The following is an 18550-nucleotide window of genomic DNA, read 5'->3' on the forward strand; positions in this document are numbered from 1 at the left end:
CTGAGATTCTATGATCCGAGAATTGCAGTCTCGTACCTTACGAAAGTGCACCGATTTACAAAACGCTTCCTAAGCATATCGAACGCTGAACAAGCGATTTCGGTGATCATAACGAATAAGACTGAAGCATACCATTTGCATTTGACTCAGATAGTCAAGGACAGACCAACTGGCATTTATAGGATGGATGACGATGACAAGCGCATATTCCCAGAGCTGACTTTCCTAAGCCGCGCAAATGTGCTTCTTGAGAAACTAAAGCACAGCTTTTCATTTGAAACTGACAATGAAACCTATCGTGAAGCTGTCCTTAAAACCATGTATCGAATGCATGAATATGGGTTACGGCAAAAACAACAGTTGGAACAACTCGTAACTTGGGGTCTATTCTACGGCTCGCATTTTGAAGAAGATGATCCGGATGGTCGACTATTGGAGATATGCTTGCAGCAGGATCTAGAGCCATTAGCAAAGTTCACCGCATTTTCGAAACGTTTGAGAGAGCTGCATTAATGCAAAACGGACAAATGTCCCAAAGTCCAAAAGAGATAATTGCATTGCACGACACTTGGCAGTCTCTGCGCGTCTTCATCACGATATCAATGCTGTTTCCGACCCCTTTTTCAACCAAGCCTGACACCCGAATAATAGAACAAGTTTAAGGGTTTAAGACAGCACTGATTACTCGGTTGGCGTTTTGCAGTTACCTATAAAGCGTATTGTAAACTGCTTGATCTGGTTTTTTATGAATCACACCGATTGAAACCGTGGAACCTGAATTTCGATTGATCCTAACGTTTGATCAACCACTGGATCGCTGTGTCATACCCATTGGCCTTCAGCAGTGAAATTTTCGATGGCCAGTGTGCGGGGCAGACGATCATTGCGGTCTGCATATCCCTGCGGGCGAAGGCGGCTTCGGCCTGGCGTAGCAGATCGGTGGCCTCGGCGCCCGAGGCCGACAGGGTCGTGATTTCGGCAAAGTTCGCGTGAAAGAAATCATCGATTACACCGATCTGGTTCAGATCATGGGCTGGCGGGAAGTGCAGGGGCGAAGCCGGCTGCGCAATCGCATACCCGCGAATATCATCGGCTGGCCCGGCGACCAGCATGTCGCGGTCGGTCAGGGTCAGACTTTTGTGCATCCATGCGTCAAAGCGCGCGTCGGCCTCGGGGTGGCGTTTCCAGAATATGTTGATCTGCTCAAGTACGGCGCGGTGACGGGCGCTTTGTTCGACAAGGCGCGGGATATCATCCTTGCCCGCAGGTCTGATCATGTCTGGCGCCGTCCGATCCGCAAAACCGGTCTTTGACAGATAAAGTGTCAGTGGCACATAACCTGCCGCAGCATAATGGGTTTGCCATCGGCTGCCTTCGGCAACCTGCGCCAACAGGATTTGCGCGCCGTCCGTTCGCATGGCGTCTTCGGCCGCGGCGATCAGCGTTGCGCCGGTTTCAGGTGGTGCGTTATCGGTCAGGCAGCAGTCTTCCATCATCAGGCCGGGCGCACCGTGATCACCGGCATAGATCGGTGGAACGGGGATATGCAGCACGTGGGCCAGTCCGCAGATGCCGCCTGCGGCTTCGGCAACCAGCCACTTTTGTCCAAAAGGCGCCTTATCGGACTTCAGTACGGTTTTCAGTGCCGTTTCGATGCGAAGTGCGGCATCATCGGCAACAGGCCAGAACGCAGGGTTCTGATCTTGACGTTGCTGCGCGTCCTTCAGCAAAAGACCCGTCATGTCAGGAATATCTTCCGGGCGGGCAGGGCGAATTGAAGGCGACATCGGACAGGACCTTTCTGTGGCCCTTTTCATCTATGCGCGGATTCAGTGTATTGAAAGGGGCGGGGTGTCGGAGCCGCCCCCAACGGATGTCAATGCGCCATGAAGACGGGGATATCCGATGCCTCAAGCGTGTTGCGGGTGGCGCCGCCCAGAATGGCTTCACGGAACCGCGAATGCCCATAGGCGCCCATCACCAGCATTTCGGCCCCGATATCCTGGGCGTGACGTTGTAACTGGTCGGACACGCGGGGCAGGGTCTTGGCGATCACACAGACCTCAACCGATACACCGTGGCGCACCAGATACTGTGACAGCAGACCGCCGGGATCGGAGCGGTTCGCGCCGTGGCGGGGCGGATCGACGATGGTGACATAGACCTGATCGGCCTGTTTCAGGAAAGGCAGGGCGCGACGCACGGCCACCAGGCTTTCGCGGCTTTCGTTCCAGCCGATGACGATCTTTTTCGGAAAGGCCGGTGCCTTGACCGACGGTGGAATGATCAGCACTGGCGCCTGCCCTTCGAACAGGGCGATTTCCACCAGCGCCTCCATCTCGGCCCCGCAATCCTTGCCATAGGGCTTTTCCAGAACCACTAGATCGGAAAACCGCGCGCGTTCGGCCACCAAAGGCGACATGCTGGCCAGTTGCGTCGCCGCCGTTTCCAGACCAAATCGCAGATCGGCGCCCTCAAGCCGTTTTTGCGCAGCGGCCGTCACAGCATTCGCCGTCTCGGTCGCCTGTTCCAGCGAAAACTGATGGATCAGCGCATTGGCCCCGGAATAATAATACCCCACCTGCGTCGGATCGACGCCAAGGGCCAGCACATCCAGATGCGCATCCTCAGCGCGGGTCAGGTTAATTGCATGGTCCAGACAGGTATCGGTCTGGGTTTCATTGGTCAGAACGGTCAGAATCGTTTTCATAGACATCGCGTGCCTCCGTTTTGCATTGGGGTCAGAATACAGACAATTTGACGCGCTTTCTTTGACGATGATCAAACGCGGCTTTGCGAAAACTTGACCCAGATCAAGGCGGCTGGACAAAGGCCTGTGCAGAACACCCACACTGCAAAAAGCCCGTGGTGCGTTTCCAGGACGCATTCGGGAAGGGAACAAAAAGGACGCATCCATGTGGGACTATATCAAGTTGGTCATACTTGGCGTTTTCGCGCTGTTTTGTGCGATTGCGGCCAGTTATGCACGTGATTTTGCCTACCAGGTGCATGCAATCATTCTTATGCTTGTCTCGGCCGGTCTGTTCCTGTGGACGCTGCGCGGGATCGACGAGCCCAAGCCAGTCATACCCACAGGTTACATGGATGGACCGATCCGTGCGGGCGTGATTGCAACGGCATTCTGGGGCGTTGTCGGTTTTCTGGCCGGCACATTCATCGCTTTTCAATTGGCGTTTCCGGCGCTGAATTTTGAATGGGCACAAGGCTATGCCAACTTTGGGCGTCTTAGACCGCTGCACACCAGTGCGGTGATTTTTGCCTTTGGTGGCAATGCGTTGATCGCGTCCTCGCTTTATATTGTCCAGCGCACAAGCGCGGCTCGTCTTTGGGGCGGCAATGCTGCCTGGTTCGTGTTCTGGGGCTATAACCTGTTCATCGTACTGGCGGCGACGGGGTACTTACTGGGCGCGACGCAGTCGAAAGAATACGCTGAACCCGAGTGGTACGTGGACCTGTGGCTGACCATCGTCTGGGTGGTCTATCTGGGCGTTTTCCTGGGCACGATCATGAACCGCAAGGAAAAGCATATCTATGTGGCCAACTGGTTCCTGCTTAGCTTTATCGTCACTGTGGCGATGCTGCATGTGATCAACAACCTGTCGGTGCCTGTGTCGATTTTCGGATCGCGGTCCGTGCAACTGTTTGCAGGTGTGCAGGATGCGATGGTGCAATGGTGGTATGGCCACAACGCTGTGGGCTTCTTCCTGACGGCCGGGTTCCTGGGCATGATGTACTATTTCGTGCCGAAACAGGCCGAACGCCCGGTCTACAGCTATAAACTGTCGATCATCCACTTCTGGGCGCTGATCTTTCTGTATATCTGGGCCGGTCCACACCACCTGCATTACACAGCACTACCTGACTGGGCCTCGACCCTGGGTATGGTGTTTTCAATCATCCTTTGGATGCCAAGCTGGGGCGGCATGATCAACGGTCTGATGACCCTGTCAGGTGCCTGGGACAAGCTGCGCACCGATCCGATCATCCGCATGATGGTGGTGTCTATTGGCTTCTACGGCATGTCGACCTTTGAAGGGCCGATGATGTCGATCCGCGCGGTCAACTCTCTGTCGCACTACACCGACTGGACGATCGGCCACGTACATTCCGGTGCCTTGGGCTGGAACGGCATGATCACCTTCGGCGCGCTTTACTTCCTGGTGCCCCGCCTGTGGAACCGCGAACGGCTTTACAGCCTGTCACTGGTCAACTGGCACTTCTGGCTGGCCACCATCGGCATCGTTCTTTACGCCGCCGCGATGTGGGTCACCGGTATTATGGAGGGCCTGATGTGGCGCGAGGTTGATGCGAACGGTTTCCTTGTGAATTCCTTCGCTGACACAGTCGCCGCGAAGTTCCCGATGTATGTGGTCCGTGGTCTGGGTGGGATACTCTACCTCGCTGGATCCGTGATCATGTGTTATAACCTGTGGATGACCATCCGCCGGGCCCCTGCCAAGCAGGAAGCCCCGTCGATGGTCCCGGCTGAATAAAAAGGAGGCCGGAGCATGGCAATTCTTGATCATCACAAAAAACTTGAAACCAACGCGACGCTTCTGCTGGTCTTCAGCTTTCTGGTTGTGGCCATCGGGGGTCTGGTGCAGATCACGCCGCTGTTCTACCTGGAAAACACGATCGAGGAAGTGGATGGTATGCGCCCCTATTCCCCGCTGGAACTGGCGGGGCGTGAGGTCTACATCCGCGAAGGCTGCTATGTCTGCCACAGCCAGATGATCCGCCCCATGCGGGACGAGGTCGAACGCTACGGGCACTATTCACTGGCCGCCGAGTCGATGTATGACCACCCTTTCCAGTGGGGGTCCAAACGCACCGGGCCTGATCTGGCGCGCGTCGGTGGGCGGTATTCCGATGACTGGCATCTGGTGCACCTGCGTGACCCACAATCGGTCGTGCCGGAAAGCATCATGCCCAAGTATGGCTATCTGGAAAACCGCATGCTGGATGGCGAATATATCCAGGATCTGATGGCAACACACCGCATGGTCGGCGTGCCCTATACGGATGAGATGATCGAAAACGCGGTCGCCGATTTCCGTGTTCAGGTCGACCCTGACGGTGATTTCGACGATATGCTGGCCCGCTATCCCGGTGCTCAGGTCCGCAATTTCGACGGGCAGCCCGGTATATCTGAAACCGACGCGCTGATTGCGTATCTGCAGATGCTGGGCACGCTGGTCGATTTTTCGACCTTCACGCCAGATGCAAGCCGATAGGAGCGGATGATGGAGACCTATTCTATCCTGCGCGAATTTGCCGACAGCTGGATGTTGCTGTTTCTGTTCTGCTTTTTCATAGGGATTGCATTCTGGGCGTTTCGCCCCGGATCAACGAAAATCTATGAAGATACAGCCAACATCCCGTTCCGGCATGAAGACAAACCCGCCTGCGATGAGGACTGCGACGACAGTTCTGACGCGATAATCAAGGAGGCGTGGAAATGAGCAAAAAACCAGAAGAAGAACACGATATCCCGACAACAGGTCACAGCTGGGACGGGATCGAGGAATACGACAACCCCATGCCGCGCTGGTGGCTGTGGACGTTCTATGCCACGATCATCTGGGGGGTGGCCTATACCATCGCTTTCCCCGCATGGCCCCTGATCCGCGAGGCGACACCGGGCTTGCTGGGTTATTCCACACGGGCCGAGGTGGTCGAGCAGATCGCTGCTGTTGAAGAAGCCAATGCTGAAATCACAGCCGAACTGGCCAGCACCGAACTGACGCAGGTCTCTGCCGACCCTGAGCTGATGAGCTTTGCGGTAAACGGTGGGGCCGCGGTGTTCCGCACCTATTGTTCTCAGTGTCACGGATCGGGCGCTGCGGGGGCTGTGGGCTATCCCAACCTGCTGGATGATGACTGGCTTTGGGGCGGTGATCTGGAAAACATTTATCTGACCATCGCCCACGGCATCCGCAACGATGACCTTGATAGCCGCTATTCCGAAATGCCCGCCTTTGGCGAGATTTTGGACGGGCAAGAGATTGAACAGGCGGTCAACTATGTGATGTCCCTGTCGGGCGAGCCCGAAGATGCGTCAATGGTGGCCGCAGGTGAACAGGTCTATCTGGACAACTGCGCGTCCTGCCACGGCGATAACGGTATGGGCGACATCTTCCAGGGTGCCCCCAACCTGGCCGATGCGATCTGGCTTTATGGCGGCGATGCCGAGACACTGCGTGAAACCATCACCTATAGCCGGTTCGGCGTGATGCCGCCTTGGAACAACCGCCTGAGCGAGGCCGAACTGCGCGCTGTTTCGCTTTATGTCCACTCGCTTGGCGGCGGTGAATGATCTCTCTCTCTGAAGGCAACTTCAGGTCCACTGGCCCCGCTTTCCAAGCGGGGTTTTTTATCAAACGGTGCGCGCTGGCGCGCGCAAGTGCTCTGCCCGTTCACACCTGAAACGCTCCACTGGAGCGTTTCCGAGACGGTGTTCACTCTGGCACTTCGTGCGATGTGGGGCTCTGCCCCCGCGCCTTCGGCGCTCCCCGGAGTACTTTATCGAACAATAAAAAACGGAATGCTCTTTATTGTTCCCCCAAATACTCAAATCCCACCGTACGCAGCTATAAGCAGGCGTTAGCATCTCTCGCCTAAAACCCCATCCCACGACGTCGGACAAAGGAAATGGTTTTCCAGAACTTGCGCTGCGGATTAACGACCCGCCGTGCGAGCCGCCTGAAAAATCATGCATGAGACATAGGGTGGGGGTTTGGCACCCCTTTCTGGCAGACCAACCTTTCAAGACGGTGGCGCCACCTTTCTTCAGATCACGGACCCCAAAACCCTGCCACCAATAGGTGCCGCGGGGCAAAGGGCGTTTCATCTGAAGATCGAATGAATACCCCCTGCATAAGATAGCGCGTCAAAATGACTGTTTTGATCTGCGTCAAGGTTCCGGCAAAACTCTTCTGTCACTACACTGAACACTGTAGCCGGAAGGATTCCATTTTGTCAGCCAGCGGAGAGACGCCACAGCTATATGCCGCGCGCGAGCCTATTTTTCCACGCCGTGTGTCGGGCAGATTTCGCAATCTGAAATGGGTCATCATGGCGGTGACCCTTGGCATCTATTATCTGACCCCCTGGATCCGTTGGGATCGCGGCCCGAACCTGCCCGATCAGGCGGTGCTGGTTGATCTGGCCAACCGCCGGTTTTTCTTCTTCATGATCGAGATCTGGCCGCATGAATTCTACTTCATCGCGGGCCTTCTGATCATGGCGGGGCTTGGGTTGTTTCTGTTCACCTCGGCGCTTGGGCGGGTGTGGTGCGGCTATACCTGCCCGCAGACGGTGTGGACGGATCTGTTTATTCTGGTCGAACGCTGGATCGAAGGCGACAGGAACGCCCGTGTCCGCCTGTGGCGCGCCAAGTGGGATTTCCGTAAATGGCGGCTGAGGATCACGAAGTTCATCGTTTGGATTCTGATCGCTGTCGCCACGGGCGGCGCCTGGGTGTTTTACTTTGCTGACGCGCCCACGCTGTTGGTGGATCTGTTCACGCTGAACGCCCACCCGGTGGCCTATACGACCGTTGCGATCCTGACCGCCACGACCTTTGTCTTTGGCGGGCTGATGCGCGAACAGGTCTGCATCTATATGTGCCCCTGGCCCCGCATTCAGGCCGCGATGATGGATGAGGAAACCATCACCGTCGGTTATCGCGAATGGCGGGGTGAACCGCGCGGCAAGCATCGCAAGGCCGACGGGGCCGAGGAACTGGGCGATTGCATCGACTGCATGGCCTGCGTCAACGTCTGCCCCATGGGCATCGACATCCGCGATGGGCAGCAGCTGGAATGCATCACCTGCGCGCTCTGTATTGACGCCTGTGATGACGTTATGGAGCGGATCGGCAAGCCACGCGGTCTGATCGACTATCTATCGCTTGCGGATGAAGAGGCGGAACGGGCAGGCGCGCTGCCCAGGCCCATCTGGAAGCATGTCTTGCGGCCTCGCACCATTCTTTACACCACGCTTTGGTCTTTGGTCGGCGTGGGTCTGATTGTGGCACTTTTCCTGCGGCAGGAAATTGATATGACGGTCAGCCCTGTGCGCAATCCGACCTTTGTCATGCTGTCCGATGGCACGATCCGCAACATCTATGACGTACGTCTGCGCAACAAACATGGCGAGGCGCGGGAATTCCGCATGTCGCTGACCTCGGACGAGGTGATGCGCATTCAGCTGGAAGGGACCGACCGACTGGTGATCACAGTGCCCCCCGACAGCACGACGTTGCAGCGGGTCTATGTCTCGGCCCGGCCAGGCAGCCCCGCCGCCACAGGGGCCAGCACTGACTTGCGGCTGTGGGTCGAAGATCTGGCCAGCACCGACCGCGCCTATCGCGATACAAATTTTACCGGAAGGGGAACGCAATGACCGACAAATCCACATCTGAGCCGAAACTGACTGGAGAGAGCGTCCTGATCATTATTGTCATTGCCTTTGCGATCATCATCGCGGCGAACCTGACGCTGGCATATAGCGCGGTGGCGACCTTTCCGGGGGTTGAAACCAAGAACTCCTATGTCGCCAGCCAGTCCTTTGACGAACGACGCGAGGCACAACTGGCGCTTGGTTGGACCGTCGATGCCACGGTCGAGGCCGGCATCCTGGCGCTGAGCATCACCGATGAAAACGGGCAGCCAGTTCGTGTGGCCGCGCTGGATGCCACGCTTGGTCGGGCCACCCACGTCAAGGATGACATGACGCCCGATTTCGTGAACCGCAACGGCGTCTTCACCGCGCCTGTTGATCTGGGGCCGGGCAACTGGAACATCCGTATGAAAGCGATTGCGCCTGATGGCACCGAATTCACGCAGCGTGTGATCCTGCATGTGGAAAGCTGACACATGACCGCTGCGCTTCGACCCTCGGCTGCTGCTTGTCCCGGATGCGCCATCGGCGTGCCCGAGGCCCCTGAGGTCGTGAAGGACGCGCGGATCATGCTGTCACTGCCGACGATCCATTGTTCCGGCTGTATTTCCAAGGTTGAGAAGGCGTTGAACGAACACCCCGGTGTGCATGAGGCGCGGGTGAACCTGACGTTGAAACGGGTCAGTGTTGAGGCCGATGTGGCTGTCACCGCCGATGCGCTGGTCGGCACACTGGCCGGTGCAGGGTTTGAGGCGCACGAGTTGGACGCAGACACTATCGCCGCTACCGAAACCGACAAGGCGGGGCGCGCCCTGCTGATGCGGCTGGCAGTGGCGGGCTTTGCCTCGATGAACGTCATGCTGCTGTCCGTCGCCGTCTGGTCGGGGGCCGAGGGCGTGACGCGGGATATGTTCCACTGGATTTCGGCCGTGATTGCCTTGCCGACCATCGCCTTTTCCGCGCAGCCTTTCTTTATCAACGCCTGGTCCGCGCTGAAGGTGCGCGCGCTGAACATGGATGTGCCGATCACTCTGGCGATCATTCTGGCGCTGGTTACGTCGCTTTATGAAACGGCGAATTCGGGCCACCACGCCTATTTCGACGCGGCGCTGACGCTGACGTTCTTCCTGCTGGCCGGGCGGTATCTGGACCACCGTACGCGCGCCATCGCCAAATCCGCGGCCGAGGAACTGGCCGCCCTGGAAGTGCCCCGCGCGATCCGGTTGGACGACGGGGCCGAGGTTGAGGTGCGCGTGGCCGAACTGCGCGTGGGCGATCATATTCTGGTCCGTCCCGGCGGGCGGATGCCGGTCGATGGCGTCGTCACACAAGGCACGTCCGAGGTCGACCGGTCCCTGCTGACCGGCGAAACGGTGCCCCTGTTCGCAGGCCCCGACACCGCCGTCAGCGCGGGCGAGGTCAACCTGACCGGCCCCCTGACCATCCGCGCGACGGCCGTGGGTGAGGACACATCGCTGCATCGCATGGCCGATCTGGTGGCCGTGGCCGAAAGTGGTCGTGCGCGCTATACTCCGCTGGCCGATAGTGCCGCGAAGCTTTATGCGCCGGGGGTGCACATCCTGTCGGCGCTTAGCTTTGCGGGCTGGTATCTTTACACCTTCGACCTGCGCACATCGCTGAACATCGCGGCGGCAGTTCTGATCATAACCTGCCCCTGTGCGCTGGGGCTGGCGGTGCCTGCGGTCACCACGGCGGCCTCGGGTCGGCTGTTCCGGCGGGGCATGCTGATCAAGGATGGCACAGCGCTGGAACGTTTGGCGCAGGTCGACACGGTTGTCTTCGACAAGACCGGCACGCTGACGCAAGGCACGCCGGAACTGACCAATCTGGGTGACCACAGCCGCCGCGATCTGCAGGTCGCGCTGGCCTTGGCCGAGGCATCCTCGCACCCGCTGGCCACCGCCCTGGCATTGGCCGCCCGCGACGCGCGGATCAAACCAGCCGACCTGACTGACCTGACCGAGGTGCCCGGTTATGGCATCGAAGGTCTGTTGAAGGACCGTAAAGTGCGTCTGGGCCGTGCCAGTTGGGTAGGGGCCAAGGCTGGCCAGATGACGTCAACCTATCTGCATATCGATGGCAATGATCCCGCCTGTTTCACCTTTGCCGACCGCCTGCGCGATGGGGCTGAAGACACGGTGCGCGCACTGATCAAGGACGGCAAACAGGTGATCCTGATGTCCGGCGACACGACCCCGGCGGTGGAAGGCCTGGCCGAACGTCTGGGCATCACGCAGTGGGTGGCCGAGGCGCTGCCGGGTGACAAAGCCGCCCGCATCGCCGCGCTGACCGACAAGGGCGCCAAGGTCCTGATGGTGGGCGACGGGCTGAACGACACGGCGGCGCTGGCGGCGGCGGACGTGTCGATGTCGCCCGCCTCGGCTCTGGACGCAGCGCGTGTGGCATCCGACATCGTGCTGCTTGGTAAAACGCTGGCGCCCATCCCCGAAGCCTTGACGACCGCCCGCAAATCCACTCGCCGTATTTCGGAAAACTTCCGGATCGCAACGGTCTATAACGTCATCGCCGTGCCCATCGCGATTGCGGGTCTGGCCACACCGCTGGCGGCGGCCTTGGCGATGTCACTTTCATCCATTACAGTGTCGCTGAACGCACTGCGACTGAGGTAACCCATGGACGTGCTGATCTATCTGATCCCGGCCTCGCTGTTTTTGGGGTGCATCGGTCTGTTGGCCTTTGTCTATACCATGCGGTCGAACCAGTATGACGACCCCGACGGCAATTCTCAGCGCATTTTAAGCGATGAATGGGATGATCAGCCGAAACCGTGAACCCGCATCTTGCCAATTAACGGCCCTGCTGAAACAGTGCGAGCGGGGTGGTTAACGGTGGGGGAGTGTATGTTGGACCATCTTGTGGTCAGCGCCACGACGTTGGAGGACGGCGCTGCGCAGGTTGAGGAGGCCCTGGGTGTAAAACTGCAACCCGGCGGTCGGCACGATCTGATGGGCACACATAATCGGCTGCTTGGGCTGGGGCCGGCGTATCTGGAAGTGATTGCCATTGACCCCGAAGCCGTGCCGCCGCATCGCCCGCGCTGGTATGATCTTGATCGCTTTGCAGGCGCCACGCGTCTGACCAACTGGGCCGTCCAGACCGAGGACTTGGACAACACCCTGCACCACGTCCCGCCCGGCACTGGCGAACCGATCAACTTTGCCCGTGGTGATCTGCGCTGGCAGATGGCTGTGCCCGATAACGGCAGGCTGCCTTTTGATGGTGCGTTTCCTGCGATTATCCAGTGGTATGGCGATCTGCACCCGTGCAACCAACTGACAGACGTGGGGTGCCGTCTGATCCAGTTTTATATCACTCATCCTGATGCAGAAAATCTGCAACTGGCCTTGGCGGCCTGCGGGCTTGAGGATCTGGTTTCTGTAAACCAAGGGCCGGAAAAGCGTGTGCAGGCGGCGTTTCAGACCCCAAGCGGCGTGCGATATCTGGGATGATCCGATCTGCCGAACGCAATGACGCGCCAGCCATCGCGGCGATCTGGAATGACATCATTCGCCACACCGCCATGACCTTCACAACCGAAGAAAAGACCGCCCGCGCCATCAGCGCAGATATCTATCTGAAACGCGAAAAGGGCCACGGGTTTTTTGTGTTCCTGGAAAAGGGCGACGTTTTGGGCTTTGTCACCTACGCACCTTTTCGAAACGGTCCCGGGTATCGCCACACGATGGAACATACAATCCACCTGACGGATCAGGCCCGCGGGCGCGGCATTGGCCGGGCTTTGATGGCCACGGCCGAAGGGCACGCGCGCGCCACTGGCATGCATTCGATGATTGCGGGGATCAGTGGTGAAAACGCGGGCGGCGTGGGTTTTCACGCGGCCCTCGGGTATCGCGAAATCGCCCGGCTGCCCGAGGTGGGGTATAAATACAAACGCTGGATGGACCTGATCTTGATGCAGAAAATACTGTAATCCCATGGCCCTGACAGGATAAGGTGCGCCCATGTCACTTTGGAGCAGGATAGGAGACGCGCTGTCTGCGCTGACCTCGGGCGAGGGGTTGGCGGCCGTGTTCGACAAGCTGCGCACACCGCCCGAAAAAACGGTGGCCTTTGCTATCGCGGTCATCGCCCTGGGCGCTAAAATGGCCAAGGCTGACGGCCTGGTCACCCGCGATGAAGTCACAGCCTTTCGCGAGGTTTTCAGCATCCCTCAAGCGGAAGAGGCCAATGCGGCCCGCGTCTTTAACCTCGCCCGGCAGGATGTGGCAGGGTTCGAGGATTATGCCCGCAAGATCAAGAATATGTTCGGCGATGACAAGGCGGCCCTTGGTGATCTGCTGGAAGGCCTGTTTCACATCGCCATGGCAGATGGGCAATACCACCCGAATGAAGATAATTTCCTGTATCGCGTTGCCGAGATTTTTGAAATGCAGGACAGCAACTTTACGCGTCTCAGGGCACGGTTCGTGCCCGATGCAGAACGTGACCCCTATGATGTTCTGGGGGTGTCGCCCGACATGCCGATGGCTGATATCCGCAAGGTCTGGCGGCAGATGGTGCGCGACACGCACCCTGATCAGATGATCGCCCGCGGTGTCCCGGAAGAGGCGATCAAACTGGCTGAAAAACGCATGGTTGCCATCAACCGCGCCTGGGAACAGATCACCGAACGGGACGCCGCGTGAGGATCGCAACCTATAACGTTGAATGGTTCAACACTCTGTTTGATGACGCAGGCCAGCTTTTGCCGGATGGCGAATGGTCAGGCCGTCAGAACGTCACCCGCATGCAACAGATCGAGGCACTTGGCATTGTTTTCACCGCACTTGATGCCGATGCCATCATGGTGATCGAAGCGCCGGACAGCAGCCGCAAACGGTCGGGTGAGGTTGCTTTGGAAAGTTTTGCCGCGGCCATGGGGCTGCGCGCGCGCAAGGCGCTGATCGGGTTTCAGAACGACACACAGCAGGAAATCGCGCTGCTTTATGACCCCGAAAAACTGACTGCGCGCCATGATCCCTGGGGTACGGAAACCGGCAAGAAAGGGTCCGAAGATGCGCCGCGCTTTGACGGGGTCTTTCGGATCGACCTGAACATCGATGACATGCCTGAAAAGATCAGCTTTTCAAAACCGCCGCTTGAGCTGGCCGTCACGACGAAAGACGGTTTTGCCTTTCGCATGATCGGCGTGCACACAAAATCCAAGGCCCCGAATGGTGCCCGCAACGCCGCCGATGTGACGCGACTGGCCATCGCCAACCGCCGCAAGCAACTGGCGCAATGCATCTGGATCAGACATCGGATCGACGAACATATCGCGGCCGACAATCCACTGATTGTTTTGGGTGATCTGAATGATGGGCCGGGCTTGGACAGTTTCGAAGAACTGTTCGGCCGCTCGGGCGTCGAAATTGTGCTGGGCGAAGGCGAGGGCGCGCTGTTTGACCCCCATGCCCGGCAGGCCCTGTCACAACGCATCGCAGCCCGCCCGACCACCGCACGGTTCTATCTGGCCGAGCAGAAACGCTATCTTGAGGCGCTGCTGGATTACATCATGATCAGCCGCCCCCTGCGCCCCAAGGCACAAAACTGGCGCATCTGGCACCCCTTCGATGATCAGGTCTGCTACACCACCCCCGAACTCCGCGACGCCCTGATCATTGCCTCCGACCACTTCCCCGTCACACTTGATATCGATCTGTGATCTGTGGCGATGAAGTAGGTGTTTTAAGACACAATTTCGTGCCTTTGTTTCTTTTGATTAACCCAGATAAGGCTGAATCAGCGGGACAGAATACTGCTATGATAAAGGATACGAGACGCCAGAATTTTGTCGTCGTCACATCAGTATCAGTGGTGGTCATAACCATAATCGCAATTTTCTGCTGGTACACGATAAATACTCTGACAAACCATTACGCGCGGAGATTTGCGCTCTCGCAAGAACATTGCCCAGGGATCGACGCGGTCAGGATTGATCTTCATCTGGTTCAGTCGGGCGGTCATGCCCGCAACCAAAAGACGCTTGAGTTATGTTCTTTGTAAGCGGTTCGCTGAACGTCGGGCGCGTTTATCAAAACAAGGCCGTCATAGAAGAAAGATGGCTTTGGTTCTGTTGAGCGGAAGGCGGTGGGTCCGGTCAGTCCTATAGCGAAGAGGAGGCGCTGCAGTCGCTTAAGCCGGAGTACATACGCTCGGACAACGGCCCTGAGTTCATCGCATCGCAGCTTCAAGAGTGGCTGGAACGGGTCGGTATCCAACCGATGCAAATCTACCCAGGCAGCCCTTGGGAGAACGGCTACAACGAGCGTTTCAACGGAACACTACGCCGAGAAGTTCTCAACGCCGAATGGTTTCACTCCATGAAACAAGCACAGGTCGCCATCAATGTCTCGCTCAGACAATACAACCAAATCCGGCCACATTATGCGCTCGGAATGCGACCACCAGCGCCTGAAACCTTATCAGACAAATGCCAAATCAGTGGTACTGAAAATGGGGTCTAGAGCGTGATGAAATCGACCTGAATCAAGGGGGATTCACATAGGCTTATTTTGCTGATTCACTGTCGCCGACCACAAGATGGAGGGCGCAGGCGCCACGCGTCTGACCAACTGGGCCGTCCAGACCGAGGACTTGGACAACACCCTGCACCACGTCCCGCCCGGCACTGGCGAACCGATCAACTTTGCCCGTGGTGATCTGCGCTGGCAGATGGCTGTGCCCGATAACGGCAGGCTGCCTTTTGATGGTGCGTTTCCTGCGATTATCCAGTGGTATGGCGATCTGCACCCGTGCAACCAACTGACAGACGTGGGGTGCCGTCTGATCCAGTTTTATATCACTCATCCTGATGCAGAAAATCTGCAACTGGCCTTGGCGGCCTGCGGGCTTGAGGATCTGGTTTCTGTAAACCAAGGGCCGGAAAAGCGTGTGCAGGCGGCGTTTCAGACCCCAAGCGGCGTGCGATATCTGGGATGATCCGATCTGCCGAACGCAATGACGCGCCAGCCATCGCGGCGATCTGGAATGACATCATTCGCCACACCGCCATGACCTTCACAACCGAAGAAAAGACCGCCCGCGCCATCAGCGCAGATATCTATCTGAAACGCGAAAAGGGCCACGGGTTTTTTGTGTTCCTGGAAAAGGGCGACGTTTTGGGCTTTGTCACCTACGCACCTTTTCGAAACGGTCCCGGGTATCGCCACACGATGGAACATACAATCCACCTGACGGATCAGGCCCGCGGGCGCGGCATTGGCCGGGCTTTGATGGCCACGGCCGAAGGGCACGCGCGCGCCACTGGCATGCATTCGATGATTGCGGGGATCAGTGGTGAAAACGCGGGCGGCGTGGGTTTTCACGCGGCCCTCGGGTATCGCGAAATCGCCCGGCTGCCCGAGGTGGGGTATAAATACAAACGCTGGATGGACCTGATCTTGATGCAGAAAATACTGTAATCCCATGGCCCTGACAGGATAAGGTGCGCCCATGTCACTTTGGAGCAGGATAGGAGACGCGCTGTCTGCGCTGACCTCGGGCGAGGGGTTGGCGGCCGTGTTCGACAAGCTGCGCACACCGCCCGAAAAAACGGTGGCCTTTGCTATCGCGGTCATCGCCCTGGGCGCTAAAATGGCCAAGGCTGACGGCCTGGTCACCCGCGATGAAGTCACAGCCTTTCGCGAGGTTTTCAGCATCCCTCAAGCGGAAGAGGCCAATGCGGCCCGCGTCTTTAACCTCGCCCGGCAGGATGTGGCAGGGTTCGAGGATTATGCCCGCAAGATCAAGAATATGTTCGGCGATGACAAGGCGGCCCTTGGTGATCTGCTGGAAGGCCTGTTTCACATCGCCATGGCAGATGGGCAATACCACCCGAATGAAGATAATTTCCTGTATCGCGTTGCCGAGATTTTTGAAATGCAGGACAGCAACTTTACGCGTCTCAGGGCACGGTTCGTGCCCGATGCAGAACGTGACCCCTATGATGTTCTGGGGGTGTCGCCCGACATGCCGATGGCTGATATCCGCAAGGTCTGGCGGCAGATGGTGCGCGACACGCACCCTGATCAGATGATCGCCCGCGGTGTCCCGGAAGAGGCGATCAAACTGGCTGAAAAACGCATGGTTGCCATCAACCGCGCCTGGGAACAGATCACCGAACGGGACGCCGCGTGAGGATCGCAACCTATAACGTTGAATGGTTCAACACTCTGTTTGATGACGCAGGCCAGCTTTTGCCGGATGGCGAATGGTCAGGCCGTCAGAACGTCACCCGCATGCAACAGATCGAGGCACTTGGCATTGTTTTCACCGCACTTGATGCCGATGCCATCATGGTGATCGAAGCGCCGGACAGCAGCCGCAAACGGTCGGGTGAGGTTGCTTTGGAAAGTTTTGCCGCGGCCATGGGGCTGCGCGCGCGCAAGGCGCTGATCGGGTTTCAGAACGACACACAGCAGGAAATCGCGCTGCTTTATGACCCCGAAAAACTGACTGCGCGCCATGATCCCTGGGGTACGGAAACCGGCAAGAAAGGGTCCGAAGATGCGCCGCGCTTTGACGGGGTCTTTCGGATCGACCTGAACATCGATGACATGCCTGAAAAGATCAGCTTTTCAAAACCGCCGCTTGAGCTGGCCGTCACGACGAAAGACGGTTTTGCCTTTCGCATGATCGGCGTGCACACAAAATCCAAGGCCCCGAATGGTGCCCGCAACGCCGCCGATGTGACGCGACTGGCCATCGCCAACCGCCGCAAGCAACTGGCGCAATGCATCTGGATCAGACATCGGATCGACGAACATATCGCGGCCGACAATCCACTGATTGTTTTGGGTGATCTGAATGATGGGCCGGGCTTGGACAGTTTCGAAGAACTGTTCGGCCGCTCGGGCGTCGAAATTGTGCTGGGCGAAGGCGAGGGCGCGCTGTTTGACCCCCATGCCCGGCAGGCCCTGTCACAACGCATCGCAGCCCGCCCGACCACCGCACGGTTCTATCTGGCCGAGCAGAAACGCTATCTTGAGGCGCTGCTGGATTACATCATGATCAGCCGCCCCCTGCGCCCCAAGGCACAAAACTGGCGCATCTGGCACCCCTTCGATGATCAGGTCTGCTACACCACCCCCGAACTCCGCGACGCCCTGATCATTGCCTCCGACCACTTCCCCGTCACACTTGATATCGATCTGTGATCTGTGGCGATGAAGTAGGTGTTTTAAGACACAATTTCGTGCCTTTGTTTCTTTTGATTAACCCAGATAAGGCTGAATCAGCGGGACAGAATACTGCTATGATAAAGGATACGAGACGCCAGAATTTTGTCGTCGTCACATCAGTATCAGTGGTGGTCATAACCATAATCGCAATTTTCTGCTGGTACACGATAAATACTCTGACAAACCATTACGCGCGGAGATTTGCGCTCTCGCAAGAACATTGCCCAGGGATCGACGCGGTCAGGATTGATCTTCATCTGGTTCAGTCGGGCGGTCATGCCCGCAACCAAAAGACGCTTGAGTTATGTTCTTTGTAAGCGGTTCGCTGAACGTCGGGCGCGTTTATCAAAACAAGGCCGTCATAGAAGAAAGATGGCTTTGGTTCTGTTGAGCGGAAGGCGGTGGGTCCGGTCAGTCCTATAGCGAAGAGGAGGCGCTGCAGTCGCTTAAGCCGGAGTACATACGCTCGGACAACGGCCCTGAGTTCATCGCATCGCAGCTTCAAGAGTGGCTGGAACGGGTCGGTATCCAACCGATGCAAATCTACCCAGGCAGCCCTTGGGAGAACGGCTACAACGAGCGTTTCAACGGAACACTACGCCGAGAAGTTCTCAACGCCGAATGGTTTCACTCCATGAAACAAGCACAGGTCGCCATCAATGTCTCGCTCAGACAATACAACCAAATCCGGCCACATTATGCGCTCGGAATGCGACCACCAGCGCCTGAAACCTTATCAGACAAATGCCAAATCAGTGGTACTGAAAATGGGGTCTAGAGCGTGATGAAATCGACCTGAATCAAGGGGGATTCACATAGGCTTATTTTGCTGATTCACTGTCGCCGACCACAAGATGGAGGGCGAGCAGTGGGTAAGGCACTTTCGATGGACCTTCGGGAGA

Annotated in this window: 19 protein-coding genes and 2 pseudogenes; 19 read left to right on the top strand and 2 right to left on the bottom strand. The window is 57.6% G+C overall.

Features of this window, described 5'->3' with window-relative positions; translation table 11 throughout:
* The first annotated feature begins 183 nt into the window (after positions 1-183).
* Positions 184-513 (top strand): hypothetical protein, encoded by a 330-nt coding sequence (locus H7848_RS17940; protein ID WP_208354187.1) that lies wholly within the window; start codon positions 184-186, stop codon positions 511-513.
* A 278-nt stretch (positions 514-791) separates the two neighbouring features.
* Here the strand turns inward: H7848_RS17940 and H7848_RS17945 are convergent, their stop codons facing one another.
* Together H7848_RS17945 and H7848_RS17950 are read right to left on the bottom strand one after the other, a co-directional pair.
* Complete coding sequence (locus H7848_RS17945; RefSeq protein ID WP_208354189.1) at positions 792-1787, bottom strand: GNAT family N-acetyltransferase; 996 nt, start codon at positions 1785-1787, stop codon at positions 792-794.
* An 89-nt stretch (positions 1788-1876) separates the two neighbouring features.
* Positions 1877-2716 (bottom strand): universal stress protein, encoded by an 840-nt coding sequence (locus H7848_RS17950; protein WP_208354191.1) that lies wholly within the window; start codon positions 2714-2716, stop codon positions 1877-1879.
* A gap of 199 nt (positions 2717-2915) precedes the next feature.
* Between H7848_RS17950 and ccoN the strand changes: the two genes are divergently transcribed.
* The 18 genes and pseudogenes from ccoN to H7848_RS18040 all read left to right on the top strand — a co-directional run.
* Positions 2916-4514, top strand: a complete 1599-nt coding sequence (gene ccoN / locus H7848_RS17955) for a cytochrome-c oxidase, cbb3-type subunit I (RefSeq protein ID WP_208354193.1) — start codon at positions 2916-2918, stop codon at positions 4512-4514.
* 15 nt (positions 4515-4529) lie between these two features.
* Positions 4530-5255, top strand: a complete 726-nt coding sequence (gene ccoO, locus H7848_RS17960; protein WP_208354195.1) for a cytochrome-c oxidase, cbb3-type subunit II — start codon at positions 4530-4532, stop codon at positions 5253-5255.
* 9 nt (positions 5256-5264) lie between these two features.
* Entirely contained in the window at positions 5265-5483 is a 219-nt protein-coding gene (locus H7848_RS17965) for a cbb3-type cytochrome oxidase subunit 3 (RefSeq protein ID WP_208354197.1), read from the top strand.
* A complete protein-coding gene (gene ccoP, locus H7848_RS17970) occupies positions 5480-6337 on the top strand; it encodes a cytochrome-c oxidase, cbb3-type subunit III (RefSeq protein ID WP_208354199.1) in 858 nt (285 codons plus the stop codon). Before H7848_RS17965 ends, ccoP begins: the two co-directional genes overlap by 4 nt.
* Positions 6338-6996: 659 nt before the next feature.
* Positions 6997-8427 (top strand): cytochrome c oxidase accessory protein CcoG, encoded by a 1431-nt coding sequence (ccoG, locus tag H7848_RS17975; RefSeq protein ID WP_237072839.1) that lies wholly within the window; start codon positions 6997-6999, stop codon positions 8425-8427.
* On the top strand, positions 8424-8897 hold the full coding sequence (locus tag H7848_RS17980) for a FixH family protein (RefSeq protein WP_208354203.1): 474 nt from the start codon (positions 8424-8426) through the stop codon (positions 8895-8897). Before ccoG ends, H7848_RS17980 begins: the two co-directional genes overlap by 4 nt.
* Positions 8898-8900: 3 nt before the next feature.
* A complete protein-coding gene (locus H7848_RS17985) occupies positions 8901-11075 on the top strand; it encodes a heavy metal translocating P-type ATPase (RefSeq protein ID WP_208354204.1) in 2175 nt (724 codons plus the stop codon).
* Positions 11076-11078: 3 nt separating this feature from the next.
* Entirely contained in the window at positions 11079-11237 is a 159-nt protein-coding gene (ccoS, locus tag H7848_RS17990; RefSeq protein ID WP_208354205.1) for a cbb3-type cytochrome oxidase assembly protein CcoS, read from the top strand.
* A 69-nt stretch (positions 11238-11306) separates the two neighbouring features.
* Positions 11307-11915: a VOC family protein gene (locus H7848_RS17995; RefSeq protein ID WP_208354207.1), complete on the top strand. Its 609-nt coding sequence runs from the start codon at positions 11307-11309 to the stop codon at positions 11913-11915.
* A complete protein-coding gene (locus H7848_RS18000; RefSeq protein WP_208354209.1) occupies positions 11912-12397 on the top strand; it encodes a GNAT family N-acetyltransferase in 486 nt (161 codons plus the stop codon). The genes H7848_RS17995 and H7848_RS18000 overlap by 4 nt, the downstream gene beginning before the upstream one ends.
* A 31-nt stretch (positions 12398-12428) precedes the next feature.
* Entirely contained in the window at positions 12429-13112 is a 684-nt protein-coding gene (locus tag H7848_RS18005; protein ID WP_208354211.1) for a molecular chaperone DjiA, read from the top strand.
* A complete protein-coding gene (locus tag H7848_RS18010; protein WP_208354214.1) occupies positions 13109-14131 on the top strand; it encodes an endonuclease/exonuclease/phosphatase family protein in 1023 nt (340 codons plus the stop codon). Before H7848_RS18005 ends, H7848_RS18010 begins: the two co-directional genes overlap by 4 nt.
* 475 nt (positions 14132-14606) lie before the next feature.
* Positions 14607-14933, top strand: a pseudogene (locus tag H7848_RS18015) (transposase); the annotation flags it as partial.
* A 76-nt stretch (positions 14934-15009) separates the two neighbouring features.
* A complete protein-coding gene (locus tag H7848_RS18020) occupies positions 15010-15408 on the top strand; it encodes a VOC family protein (RefSeq protein WP_208354218.1) in 399 nt (132 codons plus the stop codon).
* The gene (locus tag H7848_RS18025; protein ID WP_208354209.1) at positions 15405-15890 is read left to right on the top strand and encodes a GNAT family N-acetyltransferase; all 486 of its coding nucleotides are present in this window, start codon (positions 15405-15407) and stop codon (positions 15888-15890) included. Before H7848_RS18020 ends, H7848_RS18025 begins: the two co-directional genes overlap by 4 nt.
* A 31-nt stretch (positions 15891-15921) precedes the next feature.
* Positions 15922-16605, top strand: coding sequence for a molecular chaperone DjiA (locus tag H7848_RS18030; protein WP_208354211.1), 684 nt, complete (start codon positions 15922-15924; stop codon positions 16603-16605).
* Entirely contained in the window at positions 16602-17624 is a 1023-nt protein-coding gene (locus H7848_RS18035; protein ID WP_208354214.1) for an endonuclease/exonuclease/phosphatase family protein, read from the top strand. The genes H7848_RS18030 and H7848_RS18035 overlap by 4 nt, the downstream gene beginning before the upstream one ends.
* Positions 17625-18099: 475 nt before the next feature.
* Positions 18100-18426, top strand: a pseudogene (locus H7848_RS18040) (transposase); the annotation flags it as partial.
* Between the last annotated feature and the right edge of the window lie 124 nt (positions 18427-18550).

The sequence above is a fragment of the Pseudaestuariivita rosea genome (assembly GCF_017592335.1).
GTDB classification, from domain to species: Bacteria; Pseudomonadota; Alphaproteobacteria; order Rhodobacterales; family Rhodobacteraceae; genus Parasulfitobacter; species Parasulfitobacter rosea.